At 46.2% G+C, this 16490-nt stretch carries 10 protein-coding genes; 2 read left to right on the forward strand and 8 right to left on the reverse strand.

Annotated elements, in window-relative coordinates:
* Nucleotides 1-619: 619 nt before the first annotated feature.
* From pheT to BREVNS_RS03020, 4 genes are read right to left on the reverse strand one after another with little or no spacing between them, the layout of a single operon-like run.
* Nucleotides 620-2974, reverse strand: a complete 2355-nt coding sequence (pheT, locus tag BREVNS_RS03005; RefSeq protein ID WP_483427581.1) for a phenylalanine--tRNA ligase subunit beta — start codon at nt 2972-2974, stop codon at nt 620-622.
* An 11-nt stretch (nt 2975-2985) separates the two neighbouring features.
* Complete coding sequence (pheS, locus tag BREVNS_RS03010) at nt 2986-4011, reverse strand: phenylalanine--tRNA ligase subunit alpha (RefSeq protein ID WP_483427582.1); 1026 nt, start codon at nt 4009-4011, stop codon at nt 2986-2988.
* 19 nt (nt 4012-4030) lie between these two features.
* A complete protein-coding gene (locus tag BREVNS_RS03015; protein ID WP_483427583.1) occupies nt 4031-4717 on the reverse strand; it encodes an HAD family hydrolase in 687 nt (228 codons plus the stop codon).
* Nucleotides 4714-7173: a DNA gyrase/topoisomerase IV subunit A gene (locus tag BREVNS_RS03020; protein ID WP_483427584.1), complete on the reverse strand. Its 2460-nt coding sequence runs from the start codon at nt 7171-7173 to the stop codon at nt 4714-4716. The genes BREVNS_RS03015 and BREVNS_RS03020 overlap by 4 nt, the downstream gene beginning before the upstream one ends.
* A 583-nt stretch (nt 7174-7756) precedes the next feature.
* On the opposite strand from BREVNS_RS03020, the gene BREVNS_RS03025 reads away from it, so the two are divergent.
* Both BREVNS_RS03025 and BREVNS_RS03030 read left to right on the forward strand, forming a co-directional pair.
* Nucleotides 7757-8053, forward strand: coding sequence for a hypothetical protein (locus BREVNS_RS03025; protein ID WP_483427585.1), 297 nt, complete (start codon nt 7757-7759; stop codon nt 8051-8053).
* 416 nt (nt 8054-8469) lie between these two features.
* The gene (locus BREVNS_RS03030; RefSeq protein ID WP_483426599.1) at nt 8470-9702 is read left to right on the forward strand and encodes a hypothetical protein; all 1233 of its coding nucleotides are present in this window, start codon (nt 8470-8472) and stop codon (nt 9700-9702) included.
* Between the two features lie 408 nt (nt 9703-10110).
* Here BREVNS_RS03030 and BREVNS_RS03035 read toward each other — a convergent pair whose 3' ends face one another.
* The 4 genes from BREVNS_RS03035 to BREVNS_RS03050 all read right to left on the reverse strand — a co-directional run bounded on the left by BREVNS_RS03035 (nt 10111) and on the right by BREVNS_RS03050 (nt 16452).
* Nucleotides 10111-11085: an ABC transporter substrate-binding protein gene (locus tag BREVNS_RS03035; RefSeq protein WP_483427586.1), complete on the reverse strand. Its 975-nt coding sequence runs from the start codon at nt 11083-11085 to the stop codon at nt 10111-10113.
* Between the two features lie 27 nt (nt 11086-11112).
* Nucleotides 11113-13263, reverse strand: coding sequence for a sodium-translocating pyrophosphatase (locus BREVNS_RS03040; protein ID WP_483428063.1), 2151 nt, complete (start codon nt 13261-13263; stop codon nt 11113-11115).
* Nucleotides 13264-13478: 215 nt separating this feature from the next.
* Nucleotides 13479-14588 carry a hypothetical protein gene (locus BREVNS_RS03045; protein WP_483427587.1) on the reverse strand — a complete coding sequence of 370 codons (1110 nt, stop codon included), beginning with the start codon at nt 14586-14588 and terminating at the stop codon, nt 13479-13481.
* A gap of 631 nt (nt 14589-15219) precedes the next feature.
* Entirely contained in the window at nt 15220-16452 is a 1233-nt protein-coding gene (locus tag BREVNS_RS03050; RefSeq protein ID WP_483426599.1) for a hypothetical protein, read from the reverse strand.
* Between the last annotated feature and the right edge of the window lie 38 nt (nt 16453-16490).

Raw genomic sequence — 16490 nt, forward strand, 5'->3', positions numbered from 1 at the left:
TAGCATGCGACGAGGACAACTCCCCATTTGTCCCGCGCGGAAGCGCTTCGTAGAAAAAAAAGAAAATAAGTAACAAAAAGAGCCCAAAACTGAAAGAGAAAAGATGGTTGAACAAGTATGAGACCTTTGCACGAATGGGCAAAGGTCTCAAAAAAGCAATAAAGAAACAAAAAGTAGTATCAAAATACTCCTTGCCGTAATAAATAAACCAATTTTTTTGAATAAGAAAGACAAACCAGCCCTTGTAAAAAGAAAAATCGGGGAAGAGGGGCGTAGCCCCTGACCAAGACAAAGGAAGAAAGCACCCGCGCAAGGGTCTCAAGTATTCAGTTTTTGTGTGAAGATATCCATTCTGTATGAATGTGGAACGACAATGCTCTTGAAAAGATAACCACAAAACACGGCTATTATCATGTTTCAGCAAAAACCTCTCTGGTTCGCTGAGATAGGGTAATAGCAAAAGCATGCCTTGTCCCTCGAAAGCCCTTAGCGAGGTACAGCTATCCCCTTATTTCAGTAAAACACTCCCGAAACACTCCACAAGCTGAAACAAGGGAATAGCCTTTCTGAAACCACCCCCTTTCCCCAACAAAAAAGGCCCCCTTGCGGGAGCCTTTTTCTATCTCAACTCTGCACCAAAACTCTTCCGCAAGAGTTCCACCACCTCATCACGAATAGCATTGGCCTCTTCATCGGTAAGCGTCCTGTCCTTTTCCTGCACAAGAAAAGAGAAGGTCACACTCTTTTTACCGGCAGGAAGCTGGGGACCCACATACACATCGGTAAACTCCACCTGTCTGATAAGAGGATGAGCAAGTTTGATGGCATTCATCAGTTTTCGACCAGGAACCCCCCGATCCACCACCACAGAAATATCCCGCGGAATAGGTGGCATAGTAGGAATCTCCTCCAACCGACCAAACGGCTTTTTCAAGCCCTCCAGTACCCCCATATCCAGTTCCGCCACATAGGCAGGATAACGGAGTTCAAAGGATTCCACTACATCAGGATGAAGTTCCCCGGCAAAACCAAGCACCTTCCCATCCACCTCAAAAAGAGCCGAGTTTAACGGATGCAAGAAAGGAATATTCGCAGGGAGCACATCCACAATCCATTCCCCCTGCATCTTGACCAGTCTCTCCACCTCGGCCATCACATCATACACATCCCCACCTTTCCCATACCGCAAGAGGGCAAGGCAGGATTTCTCCCAGCTTTCCACGGCTTTTCCCTGTTTGCTAAAGGTCTTGCCAATCTCATAAAAAAGAAAGTGCTCTCGATAGGTACGACGAATATTCCTATCCAGGGTCTCCACCATCTGTGGCGTAAGATACGGTCTCAAAACAGAAGCATCACTACTCAGGGGATTGCGAAGCTTTACCAGCGTATCACTCACAAGGCCAAAACGAGAGAGAAGCTCCTCACTGGTAAAGGTAAAGTTAAACACCTCACTATACCCAAGCGACCTCATAATAGGACGAAGCGTATACTCAAAACGCCCTGGTTTTTGCATGGCTTCCACATCCACAGGCGGCTTAAAAAGCCTTGTAGGGATGTTATTATACCCATATACGCGGGCAATCTCCTCCACCAGATCTACCGGCCGGGAAACATCAGAACGAAATGAAGGAACCCTCACCTCACACCCATCATCAAGACTCTTCATGATGGTAAACCCAAGACGGCTGAGGTAACCCTCCACCTCATCCGTTTCCAGTTCCAGTCCAAGGTAGGTATTCACAAACTCTGTAGAGAGAGAAACCACCTTCTCCTTGAATGGCAGAGGATACTCATCACGGATTTCAGAGACCTGGATATCCGGTACCGTGAGACCAAGAAGTTGGGTCAGTCGCTGAATCACCGTAACAGTGATCCCATAATCCGCCGTTCTCTCAAAACGATAGGATGATTCGGTACGAATCCCATACCTTTTGGCTGTTTGACGAATCGCTATCGGATCAAAAAAGGCAGACTCAAGAAGCACATTGGTCGTGGTTTCTCGAATCTCGGTATTCTCTCCCCCCATAATACCTGCAAGCGCCACCGCCTTCTTCCCATCAGCGATGACAAGCACATCCTCATTGAGAGTATGCGTTTCTCCATCGAGGGTAGTAAGCGTCTCCCCATCCCCCGCACGACGAACCACTATCTTTTTGCCATCTAAAAGGTCCAAATCAAAGGCATGTGTCGGATGACCAAACTCAAGAAGCACATAGTTCGTTGCATCCACCACATTGTTGATAGAACGAATCCCGCACACCTCAAGCCGTTTGGCCATCCAGGCAGGAGAGGGCATCACCTTCACCCCCCGAACAATCCGGCCACTGTAACGAGGACAGAGTTTTCTCTCCTCAATGGTGATATCCGGCATCTCAGCAAGCTTCTTGAAATTATCTACAATAACAGGCATCTTGAGAGAAAGTCCCAGCATAGCGGCAATCTCCCTCGCAATACCAATCACCGAGAGACAATCCGAACGATTGGCGGTTAACTCCACCTCAATACGATAGTCTGCTTCCGTATATACCTTGAAAGCTTCCTTTGCGAAACCCGCCTCCTTTCCAAGGATCCAGATGTCCGAACTCTTTGCTTCCAGCCCAAGGTGTTCCTTGGCAATAAGCATACCCTTTGAAACCGTACCAGAGAAGTTCTTCTCCCCCACGGTCATTCCACCAACCGTCGCCCCGGGTTTTGCCCATACCACAAAATCCCCCTCTTCCACCTGCGGACTATTGGTCACAAGAACCCCATCCTTCAAGGCATCAACGGTCACCACCTTGAGGTGAGCGAGCTTCGGGTGAGACGCAACCTTGAGCACCTTGGCAAGCACAATCTTGTCCTTGTTCTCTTCATGGATACCAATGGGGGTAACCGACACCACCTCAGGTCCCATCTGCGTAAGACGGGTTCTGAGTTCCTGCGGAGAAAGATTCATATCCACATATTCTTTCAGCCAGTTATAGGTCACTATCATACCTTCACTCCTTACGCCCTGAACTGTTCAAGAAGGCGTATGTCGTTTTCATAGAAGTGCCGGATATCCTTCACGCCATACACCGTCATAGCGACACGTTCAATCCCAAGCCCAAAGGCAAACCCGGAATATTTCGAGGGATCAATCCCACAATTTTTGAGCACGGTAGGTTCAACCATACCACATCCCATGAGTTCCACCCACCCGGTATGCTTACATACAGGACAACCAGGTCCATGACACACAGGACAGGTAACGGCAAGTTCCGCCGACGGTTCAGTAAAAGGGAAATAATCTGGTCTCAAACGGATCTGGGTGTTTTCTCCAAACATCAGCTTGGCCCAGAGAAGAAGCGTTCCCTTGAGATCGGCAAAGGAAATATTCTCTCCAACCACCAGCCCTTCCATCTGATGAAAGGTATGGGAATGAGTGGCATCCACCGCATCCCGCCGATAACAGCGCCCGGGGACAATAACCGCAATCGGTGGCTTCTTGGCAAGCATGGTACGAATCTGCACAGGAGAGGTATGGGTTCGCATAAGCCATCCCTCAATCACATAGAACGAATCATGGTCATCCCTTGCCGGATGGTGCTTCGGAATATTGAGCATATCAAAATTGTATTCTTCCTTCTCAAGCTCTGGTCCTTCTACCACGGTATAGCCCATACTCTGGAATATAGAAACCATCTTCTGGGTCACCAATGTCAAAGGATGCGGATAACCCACAGGAAAACTCTTCACAGGAAGCGAGATGTCAACCACTCCTTCCTTCAATTTGGCTTCTCGCTTCAAGGATTTCAGACGATTTTCCGCCTCTTCTAAAAGACGTTCCACCTCATCTTTCACCTCATTGGCAATACGACCTAACTCCTTTCTCATCTCAATCTCGAGTGAGCCGAGTTGGCCTAAAAATTCTTTAATCACACCCTTTTTCCCCAAGTATTTCACCCGGAGTTCCTCAAGGGTTTTCTCATCCGTTACGGCCTGTAAACTCTGCCGTGCCTCTTCTAAAATCTTCTGTAGTGTATCCTTCATGGGTATCTCTCCCTTTCTATTATCCTATATCAAAATATCGAACTATAAGTTCATAAAGATTTTCCTCAGCAGGCTTAAAAAGATGAGCCTGAAAATGAGCGGCCAATGCCCCCTCATAATCAATTGTCTCCGTATCCCCAATGAAAAGAATCTCCTCTGGAGAAAGCCCCATCCGAAAAGCCATAATCTCAAAAATCAACGGATTGGGTTTGAGTACCCCCACCTCGTCAGAAAAAAGCATGCTATGAAAATGGTCAGAGAGCTTTTTCTCAGCGAGCCAGAGACGAAGAGCAAAGCCCGGTGTCACCCCAGTATTGGAAATAAGTCCCGTTTTGATAGCATGTTCTCTCAAGAGATCAAGGGCTTCAAGGGCATGGGGAACAAAGCGGGGAGAGAGATGAAGCACCGCCGTCGCATAGATATCAAACATCTTGTGAAGAAGCACATGATCATTGACATGGAGTTTGTCTGCTAAAAACTTCACCTGAGAGAACACCCCATACGCTACCTGGCGTTTGTGATGCTCCTCCATGGTTTCTTTCATCTCTCGATAGGCCTCTACTACATCCTTGTGTTTGACGGGATAGAGATTTTTTTCAAGAAGGGTATAGATACTCTCCTGGACGTACCTTTCCCTCTCTCCTTCTACACCAGAATCGTCAACAAGGGTGCAATACAGGTCAAAGACTACCGCCTTTGGTCTCATTCCTCTCCTCCGGGAATTGTGGCTACGCTAATCACCTCATCTCCAGGGCGAAGATCAATGAGTTTCAGAAGGCTGGTTGACACCTCACTTTCCGGGAAAACCACCCTGCTCCCCTGTTTGGTAATAATCATCACCCTGTCCTGTTTCTCCACAACAGTAAACCCCGCCAAGGTTCGGTTCTTGCCAAGGTCAACAAGCTTAAAGCCTTTCCCACCTCTGTTGACAAGTTCAGAAAATTCGGAAGGGTTGACCCGTTTTCCACGCCCATCCTTGGAGACAAAGATCACATCCAGGTTTTCATCCGCGATAGCCATACCCATGAGTTCTTCCTCGCTTGTCGTGACACTGGTGGCTTTTTCTCCCCCAACGCCACGGTTATGTACGGGGAAAAGATCCTCACGACAACGAAAACCACGGGCATTGTGTTTCACAAGGAAAAGTTTTGCCTTGCCATCCGTAACTAACGCACTGACCACATGATCACCCGCTCGAAGCTTAATACCAATAATCCCGACTCTGGTAATACCGGCAAAATCTGAAAGCATGATCCTGGCCATTCGCCCCTTTCTTGTCAAAAAGAGAATATACTGATCCTCTCGAAACTCACTGACCGCAAGCACAGCCGTTATACGTTCGTTTTTCTTCTCGATTTCCTCTAAACGAGCAATGTTTTTGATATAGGTTCTGGTAATACGCCCCTCTGTAGCACCCGTAATCTCATATCCTTTCACAGAATACACTCTTCCACTATCGGTGACAAAGAGATAAGAGTCCTTGAGATTGCCACTCACCGTGGTGAGAATATAATCATCAGCCTCAAGCCTATTCATATCCGTAATATCGCCTTTCTTGCCACGTAGACCACGGCTTCCCACCTTGAAACTTCTTCCGGTCTCCCTCACCAAAAACCCTTTGTGGGTAAGCATGAGAAGCATGGGTTCATCTTCGATGAGTTCTTCTACCTCGATCTTGGCTGTAGAAAGGGTATCAAACCTCGTCCTTCTCTCGTCTCCTATCACTTCCACCATCTCATCAAGTTCCTTCCCAATGAGGGCATCCCTTTTGGCAGGTTTTTCAAGGATCTCTTTGAGTTCCTTGATGAGTGCCTTGAGAGAGTCTCTCTCTTCCTGAAGTTTGTGTACCTCGAGACTCGTGAGTTTCTGGAGTTTCATGTCAAGGATAGCCTCTGCCTGAATCTCGGTGAGTTTGAACTTCTTCATCAAAGATTCCTTGGCCGTCGGCGTATCTTTGGAAGAACGAATCGTGTGGATCACCTCATCAATCGCATCAAGGGCAATGAGAAGTCCTTCTACAATATGAAGCCTTTTCTCAGCCTTGTCCAGTTCAAAGCGAGTACGACGGGTGATCACCACGCGTCTATAATCAATATAATGCTGTATCAAATCCTTGAGACTGAGTACCTTGGGCTGGTTATTCACAAGGGCAACCATATTGACCTTGAGTCGAGAACGAAGCGCCGTCTGCTGGAAGAGAACCGTTTTGATACTCTCAACATTGGCATCCTTGTGAAGTTCTATCACAATGCGGAGACCTTCCTTCGAAGATTCGTCTCTGATTTCCTTGATGCCGCGAAGAATATTGGCATACTTGGTATTATTGAGATAGAGGTTGGTCATTTCCTCGATGAGAGAAGCCTTGATCACACGATAGGGTATCTCGGTGATCACAAGGGAGGGTTTACCCCCTTTCTCTTCATAAACCATGGTACCGGCCAACTCTACAGAACCGTAGCCATTTCTGTAGAGATCCTTCATCTCCTCTTTGTTGAGAATCACTCCTCCGGTAGGAAAATCCGGCCCGGGAACCATTTTTACCAGTTCATCTATGGTAATTTTTGGATTGGCAAGGGTCGCCTTGATGGCTGCGGCAATCTCTTTGAAATTGTGAGGAGGTATATCTGTAGCCAGTCCAACGGCAATACCTGTTGTTCCATTGCAAAGGAGATTGGGAAAACGGCCCGGAAGGACCTTTGGCTCCTTCAACGTGTCATCAAAATTGGGCTTGAAATCTACAGTGTCCTTATCAAGATCCTCAAGCATAAACTCCGCTACACGGGAAAGCTTGGCTTCAGTATATCGCATAGCGGCTGGAGGATCATCATCAATGGACCCAAAATTTCCCTGTCCAATCACAAGGGGATAGCGCATATGAAAATCCTGCGCCATTTTCACCATGGCCATATAGACAGAGGAATCACCATGGGGATGATATTTACCAAGCACGTCTCCCACAATACGGGCACTTTTTCGTGTTGGTTTATCATGCCAGAGTCCAAGCTCAGCCATGACATACAGGATGCGCCGCTGGACAGGTTTGATCCCATCAGAGACATCTGGAATAGCGCGTCCGGTGATCACACTATAGGCATAATTGAGATAGGATGTCTTGATCTCATCCTCAAAGTATGCCTGAGTTATGCCCTTTTCTTTTTCCATGGCTTCCTACCTTTTGCTAGTTTCAGCTTTTTATTATACAGGAAAAAAGCATTTCTGTAAAGAAAAAAGAGAGGGAATACCCTCTCGCACCAGGGCTATTCCCTTGTTTCAGCAAAAACACTCCATTTTGAGACCTTTACACGGGTGTTTTCTTCCCCTATCTGGGTCAGGGGCTACGCCCCCTGTGAACCCCCGCTCCCGCCCCTGCACCGACTCCAGAAGAGCGTTGTCCTCGTCGCATGCGTAGCATGCGACGAGGACGGAACATGGGCCGCTTTTGCGGGCCATGGGAGAACATTTCCCTTGAGAAGGGCAAGTCCTTCCTCCGTGGGCGACATTGCCTCGTCCTTGAGACTTCAGCAACCACAACTCGTCCTACTGAACCTTGCAGCCAACTTTATAAACTTTACAAACTTTCAACTTTCAACTGATACGCACCCTCACTCCGGAAGGACTTCCCCACTCCACGACAAAGGACACACAACCGCAAAAGCGGCCCGGTGGGGTACAGAAAAAAAGGGGGTGAAAGAAAGAACGGGTCTTCCTCTCCAGAATGGGGCCTTCTCCCACCAGCCCGCGGGGCATGTGTTCCCCTGGTGGCTTCTGTCAGAAGACACCGCAGGCAGGGGCGGGCCATGACGACGAGTCAGCAAGAAGGGGGCTTTCTGAGACCGCAGGGCGCCCGGCTATTACCCTGTCTCAGCCAAAGGCAATGGTTAAACGTTTACCTCTCTCTATACACCCCCTCATGGTTATTGCTATCACCCTGTTTCAGCTAACCACCCCGCCGGTTAAACGTTTAACCCTTCTCTATACAAACTCCACACGTCTTTTGCTCTTACCATGTCTCAGCAAACCCACCTTCTGGTTAAACGTTTAACATCCCTCCATAAAAACCCAAACAATGACGACCACCTTCTTTCAGGGAGAAAAGCCTACCCCGGCTATCACCATGTTTCAGCAAACGAGCCCCCTTTGCTGAAATAAGGTCATAGCAAAATCTCCCGGCACCCTTCTCCCAGAGAAAAGGGCTGGTCCTATTCCTGTGTCTCAGCAACACCCTCTCCTCTCCCCTTCTCTCAAACAGAAGACATGAGACCTTTACACGGGTGTTTTCTTCCCCTATCTGGGTCAGGGGCTACGCCCCTGAAACCCCGTTTTTTCTGTTTACAAGGGCCTATTTGTCTTTTTTATTCCCAAAAAGGTAACGTTTTTTTCAGGAGACCTGCAGTGGGAAGATGAGGAAAAGCAAAAAAAGTTCCTCCCTGGCCGATAATAGGACACAAGGAGGAACCCATGCGTAAAGAATTCACCTTCACTTTGACTATCGACTACCCTGACACAAAACTTGAGACGTTAGTGGTGGTTTTTCTCCAGGCCATCAAAGGAGTGTTTGAGTCATTTGTTCATCAGATTTCTGTAGAAGTGGCAGAAAAAGAAATAAAAGAAGGTCGTATCACCTGTACATGCGGAGAAAAACATCACTTCATATGGAAAACAAAGCATGGAAAAAACACTGTTTTTGTTCTGATGCCCTTTGGAAAGATCACTCTTCCTCAGCTCCAAATTCAATGCAAAAAGTGTGGAAGAAAACTTTTTCTCACAAGATCTCTTCTTGGTGTAGAAAAGCGAAAAAGGCAAATCCTGAAAGATATCTACAGAGTGGCTTTAGCCGGGGCTCTTACCACCTATCGAGTGGCCGCTCGTATTCTTTCCTTCACAGGGTATAAAATAGGTCTTAGCACCCTCTGGAAAAACCTTCAAAATATTGGGAGAAAGATACATTTCAGTATCTCAGAAAAAGAAAAACCCTGTGGAGAAGCCGATGGGACGGGTATTCCTGTTCAGGGCAAGAAAAAAGGAGAAGAAGCTAAAATTCTTTTGCAGGAGAGGCAACAAGCCTCCCCATTGACAGGAAAAAATACAAGAATAGCAGGCCTTCTTGTGGATAATTACCATGCAGGTTGGGACAAACTTCTTAAGCCCATTCAAGAAAAACACTCTTTTTCTCGGTTTTTTCTTGTTGTCGATGGAGATACAGGGATTAACCAGGGCAAACATCCCGGTATCGTTTTTCAACGATGTTTGTGGCATGTAAGTTATCAATTGAAGTATTTTCTTCGTCTTGATAGAGTGAGATATCGTTCTTCTGAGTGGACAAATATTGTCGCTGAAACAGGGAAAGCCTGTTTCTTGGGTTACAAAAATGACTGGCAAACAAGACTTGGTTATCAAAGCGAGCGCAGACAGCATATTCAGAATCTTCTTGACTTATTTCACGAAAAAGGGCGCAAACATTGTTTTTATTATCTTCTTCGTGCTCAAAAAGACATGTTCGCCTGTGACAGTGAAGATGGTTTGCCAAGAACAACCTCAAGGGCAGAACGGCTGATGCGAACCATAAACCAGAGAATGGATGTGGGGGTATGGAAAAGAGAAGGGGCAACCAATGTTCTTGCTGTGCGTTTGCATTACTACTATAATCGTGATGAGGCTATCGATGGTGTCTACTGGCAGGATGTGATATAAAACATAGGGATGGTACGTACTTATTGCCCTGTTTTATGGCCTAAAAAGGGTACTTTCCCCAGAAAAAACTTGTTTATCTAAAATGTTCCCTGTATACTACAGTTGACAAAAATCTTTTGAGCCAGGGGTAACTTCTTTATCCTTTTCTCTCTCTTTCAGGTCTCCTGTTGGAAACGTAATCCCCAAAAATAGGTTTATTTATTACGGCAAGAAATATTTTTATGCTACTTTTTGTTTCTTTATTACTTTTTTGAGACCTTTGCACGAATGTGCAAAGGTCTCATCTTGCTGAAATAAAGAAATAGCCTATAGCTCCTCTTCTCCATCCCCCACCCCCTTTGCCATCCTCCAACACAAGAAAAAAGGGCTATCCTTTTCAGGATAGCCCCGACTGCATCACTTCAGCGATTATTTCTTGATAACCTTGCCACCTCGAACCACCGTACTTGCTTTAGCTAAGATATCCGAGGGTATGGTAATACCAATCTGTTTTGCAATGTCCTCATTGATAAAAAGTTCCACATCCGACGGATCCGTCATAAACTTCACAGGAATTTCGGAAGGCTTTTGCCCACGAAGCACATCAGCAATCATACGACCAGTCGCTCGTCCCATCTTGTAGTAATCAAATCCCCAGGCAACCAGCACATCTGCATTGGTGGCAGAGGTAGGATCAGCTGTCATTACTGGCACCTTCTTGGCCATAGCAACACTGGTCACAGAGGAGAGAGCAGAAACCACCGTATTGTCCGTACTAATATAAATAGCATCTACTCGATCAACAATCGTCTGTGCCGCCTGTTTGACTTCGGCGGAAGAAGCGACCGTGGTTTCCACCACTTCTATCCCCAATTCTTTGCAGGCTGCTTTGGTAAGATCAGCCAAGGCCACCGCATTGGCTTCACTCGAGGTATAAATGATACCCAGTCTTTTAATAGGTTTGAGTTTTGCAAGAAATTGGATCTGTTCTTTCACGGGGGTCATATCAGAAACACCACACACATTCTTCTCCCCACGAGCAAGACTGGAAACAAGCCCTGCTTTGACAGGATCTGTGACCGCACTAAATACCACTGGAATTGTTTTGAGGGTATTGGCAAGAGCCTGAGCGGTAGGGGTAGCAATACCCACAGCAAGAGCCACCTTGTCCGTTTTGAACTTGTTGGCAATAGCCGCCGCCGTATTAAGATCGCCATTTGCATTTTGCACATCAAAGACCACAGGCACATTCTGTTCAGCCAGTTCGTCCTTGATGCCCTGTTCTACCGCATCAAGCGCAGGATGAGCCACTATCTTGGAGATACCAATCACAATCTCCGTCTTTTTAGGAGCACATCCTACCACCATCATCACCACAAGAAGCCAAAGAGACCACTTCTTCATCTTATCCTCCACCTATGGTATTTTCTGTTATATCTTGAAAAGCCCAAAGAGTTGATTGAGTACCAGAATAGTTGACCCAAACACAATCGAGACCATGCTCATCAATTTAATGAGAATGTTGAGCGAAGGTCCAGAGGTATCCTTGAGAGGATCACCAATGGTATCCCCAACCACTCCCGCTTTGTGAGCTTCACTCTTCTTTCCACCAAAATGGCCATTCTCAATATACTTCTTGGCATTGTCCCAGGCTCCACCCGCATTGGCCATCATAATAGCCATGGGGAAACCAGAAACAAGAGCTCCAGCCAGTACACCAACCAGTGCCCTTACCCCAAGAAGTGTTCCCACCAGCACAGGAATCACGATGGCAATAAGCGCTGGAAGTATCATTTCCATCTGGGCTGCTTCAGTGCTGATTTTCACACATCGGCGATAGTCCGGTTTTTCCTTTCCATCTAAAATACCAGGCTTTTCCTTGAATTGGCGACGGACCTCTTCCACCATCTTGTTGGCTGCACGTCCCACAGCGCTCATGGTGAGAGCACTGAAAAGGAACGGTGCCATTGCCCCAACAAAAAGACCTGTAAGTGTTTCCACTGAAATCACGTTAGCCATCAGGTCAAAATCAGGCATTTTCACCCGAACGACACGTTCAATCTCATCCTTGAAAGCGGCAAGAAGAGCAAGAGCGGTAAGGGCGGCTGAACCAATCGCATAGCCCTTCCCTGTAGCCGCCGTCGTATTTCCAAGGGCATCAAGAGCATCGGTCCGTTCCCGAACCTCTTTCCCAAGCCCGGCCTCATCACCAGCCATTTCTGCAATCCCACCTGCGTTATCAGCCACAGGCCCGTAAGCATCCGTCGAAAGCGTAATACCCAGTGTGGAAAGCATACCCACAGCAGCAATACTGATACCATAAAGCCCACGAGCAATGGAAGAAGCTCCACCGGAAAGATAATATGCCGCAATCACGGCTACCCCTACAATGACCACAGAAATCCAGGTTGACAGCATCCCAAGAGAAAGACCACCTATCACTAACGTGGCTGGTCCGGTCTGAGCCTGCGAAGCGAGATCCTTTGTAGGTTTGTAGCTTGCTGAAGTAAAGTACTCTGTGAAAAATCCTATGAGATTTCCCGCGAGAAGCCCGGCTACAATGGAACCCCAGATACCAAAGTTTTCACTTCCCATCACATAATACACCGCTATGGCTGACAAAATAGCAATCAGAATGGACGAACCATAAATTCCCTTGCGCAAAGCCGCAAGAAGAACCTCCTGGGAAGCCTTGTTATCCTTCGTCTGGACAAGAAAAGTCCCGATAATAGAAGCCAAAACCCCAAGAGCAGCCATACTCATAGGAATAGTAATAGCCCGAAGGGGACTCTCAGGAAAAGCCACCACACCAAGAGCCATAGTAGCCACAATAGAACCGACATAGCTTTCGTAAAGATCGGCACCCATGCCAGCCACATCCCCTACATTATCACCCACATTATCCGCAATGGTAGCCGGATTACGGGGATCATCTTCAGGAATCCCTGCTTCTACCTTTCCTACAATATCCGCCCCCACATCAGCCGACTTGGTATAGATACCTCCTCCTACACGAGCAAAAAGAGCCATCGAAGAAGCCCCCATACCAAAGGTAATCATAGCCTCTGTAATCCGCTTGATGGTTTCGGTCTGATCCAGCCCAACCACTGTACCATAATACCACCGAAGCCCATAATACCACAGAGAAAGGTCAAGAAGACCAAGCCCTACGACCACCATCCCCATCACCGAGCCAGCGGTAAAAGCCACACGAAGCCCGGGATTCAGCCCATCACGAGCCGCCCAGGCAGTACGGGCATTAGAACGAGTCGCAATAGCCATCCCAATAAAACCAGAAAGACCTGAGAAAAATCCTCCCGTAAGAAACGCAAAAGGCACAAATGGGGTAAGAAGCTTCGCCCCAAAAGAAAGATACAAAAGAAGAATAAACAAAACAGCAAAGAAAATACCCACTACCTTGTATTGCTGGGCAAGATACGCATACGCCCCCTCACGAATAGCAAGAGAAATCTCTTTCACCTTCTCATTTCCCTCGCTTTTCCGAAGCACATGCGAAGCAGCCCAAAAAACATACAGAAGGGCTATGGTTGCAGCCACCGGTGTCACCCAGGTGATATCCATACTTCCACCCTGGGCAAAACCAAAACCCGTTATCCCAAAAAGAAAGAAACTCGTCCACCAGGCCAGTGCATTTTTCATCGGAAACCTCCTTTCACGGATAGATTTCCTATATCATATACCAAAAATCCATTTCTGTCAATCACTTCACAAAAATTTTCTTCATCCATACAAACAAAAAACCGGCCTACTTCTCGTAGACCGGTACTTTCCATCCTTTACTTCGGTTTCACCCATTCTCCCTTGTCACTATCCCACACCACACGACCAAGAAACTTTCCCGCCTGATCAAAGGCAATAGCATCACCCTTTTTATAAGTAGTTTTTCCAACGGTCAAGGGAGATGCGAGTTCAATAACATGCAGCTTCCCGCCGGGATAAAAGAATACTCCCCTTGCCGCCACCTTTCCCAATGACGTAGACACAGAAAGCCCCTGTTTGGAAGCGACATAAAAAGCCCAGAGCGAAGAATCAGGATAAAAAAGAAGCCCGGCCACCGAAACAATACCAAGGGGAGTCTGTACGGCAATTTCTTCTGTCATTTCCACATAACGCATTTTACCATCAGGGTAAAAACCTAGAGAACTGGCATAACAACTCCCAAGGGGTGTTTTCACCTGCTGATCATCAGGAGCCGAAAAACGCGTATTGTATCCCTTGAAGGTGGACTTTGCCCACAAGGCCGTCGTCAAATCAACTGCTCTCAACGTTCCATCTGGATAAAAATACACTTTTCTTGCAGAGAATTCCCCAAGCGGGGTATCCACAAACTCCGCATAGTAGATACGTTCTGTATATCTTTCTTCCGGTCCCCAGTAATCATCATCCCTTTCTATAACCTTTTCCTCTTCTTCAAATGAAAATTCAATTTCAGCCCACATTACCCCTCCCCCCTTATAAAAGCCTACAGCCTTAACGGAAAGGCTACTTTCGTCTACTTCTAAAGAGGAGGAGAAACGAACCTCTTGGGGTAACCCATCTGGGAAAAAAGAAATTTTTCCACCAGGATTCTCAAAGAGTTTTGCCAAAATAGTTCCAAATTTTCCAAGAGACTTCAATTCAGAACTTGGCTCATAAGCTTTGTCCGCATCACTTACCACCGTACCATTACTAATATGGCCATTCTCATAAAAGGAAACATCTCCCGTAAAAAGAAATTTCCCCACCCTTGTGTTCAACCATGTAGGAGAAAGAAGACGTACCGACTTAATCTTCCCCTGAGGATAGGTCTGAACATTTTTGACCATGGCATCTGTTCCCTCAGGAAGAATGAGCCCATACATCCACAAAGGTAACCACAGACCAAAAATCATCCATCTTTGCTTCATATATCCTCCTTTACACTCATGCTAAAATACTATAACACAAAAAAAGAAAAATTTCTACATAAAAAAGATTGAAAATCAGGAAAAGAAAAAATATTGAAACAACTGAGAGACAAGGGGAAAAAGGGGAACGAAATAAACCTCTGCTATCACCATGTTTCAGCAAAACTCATGAGGCAAGGGGAAGAAGAGGTGAGGTTTTAGCCTTTGGCTATTCCCTTGTTTCAGCCAACCACCCCCTGATTAAACGTTTAACCCACTGCCATACAAACCCCCCACACCCCTTCCTATCACCCTGTCTCAGCAAACAAGCCCCCTTTGGCTGAAATAAGGGAATAGCAAAAATTTCCAGCGCCCTTCTCCCAGAGAGAAGAGCAGGTCCTAATACTATGTGTCAGCAAACATACGCTTCCCAAAGACCTTGGCTATTACCCTATTTCAGCAAAACCATATGATTACGTTTCCAACAGGAGACCTGAAAGAGAGAGAAAAGGATAAAGAAGTTACCCCTGGCTCAAAAGATTTTTGTCAACTGTAGTATACAGGGAACATTTTAGATAAACAAGTTTTTTCTGGGGAAAGTACCCTTTTTAGGCCATAAAACAGGGCAATAAGTACGTACCATCCCTATGTTTTATATCACATCCTGCCAGTAGACACCATCGATAGCCTCATCACGATTATAGTAGTAATGCAAACGCACAGCAAGAACATTGGTTGCCCCTTCTCTTTTCCATACCCCCACATCCATTCTCTGGTTTATGGTTCGCATCAGCCGTTCTGCCCTTGAGGTTGTTCTTGGCAAACCATCTTCACTGTCACAGGCGAACATGTCTTTTTGAGCACGAAGAAGATAATAAAAACAATGTTTGCGCCCTTTTTCGTGAAATAAGTCAAGAAGATTCTGAATATGCTGTCTGCGCTCGCTTTGATAACCAAGTCTTGTTTGCCAGTCATTTTTGTAACCCAAGAAACAGGCTTTCCCTGTTTCAGCGACAATATTTGTCCACTCAGAAGAACGATATCTCACTCTATCAAGACGAAGAAAATACTTCAATTGATAACTTACATGCCACAAACATCGTTGAAAAACGATACCGGGATGTTTGCCCTGGTTAATCCCTGTATCTCCATCGACAACAAGAAAAAACCGAGAAAAAGAGTGTTTTTCTTGAATGGGCTTAAGAAGTTTGTCCCAACCTGCATGGTAATTATCCACAAGAAGGCCTGCTATTCTTGTATTTTTTCCTGTCAATGGGGAGGCTTGTTGCCTCTCCTGCAAAAGAATTTTAGCTTCTTCTCCTTTTTTCTTGCCCTGAACAGGAATACCCGTCCCATCGGCTTCTCCACAGGGTTTTTCTTTTTCTGAGATACTGAAATGTATCTTTCTCCCAATATTTTGAAGGTTTTTCCAGAGGGTGCTAAGACCTATTTTATACCCTGTGAAGGAAAGAATACGAGCGGCCACTCGATAGGTGGTAAGAGCCCCGGCTAAAGCCACTCTGTAGATATCTTTCAGGATTTGCCTTTTTCGCTTTTCTACACCAAGAAGAGATCTTGTGAGAAAAAGTTTTCTTCCACACTTTTTGCATTGAATTTGGAGCTGAGGAAGAGTGATCTTTCCAAAGGGCATCAGAACAAAAACAGTGTTTTTTCCATGCTTTGTTTTCCATATGAAGTGATGTTTTTCTCCGCATGTACAGGTGATACGACCTTCTTTTATTTCTTTTTCTGCCACTTCTACAGAAATCTGATGAACAAATGACTCAAACACTCCTTTGATGGCCTGGAGAAAAACCACCACTAACGTCTCAAGTTTTGTGTCAGGGTAGTCGATAGTCAAAGTGAAGGTGAATTCTTTACGCATGGGTTCCTCCTTGTGTCCTATTATCGGCCAGGGAGGAA

The organism is Longinema margulisiae, from assembly GCF_025266855.1.
Taxonomy (GTDB): Bacteria; Spirochaetota; Brevinematia; order Brevinematales; family Thermospiraceae; genus Thermospira.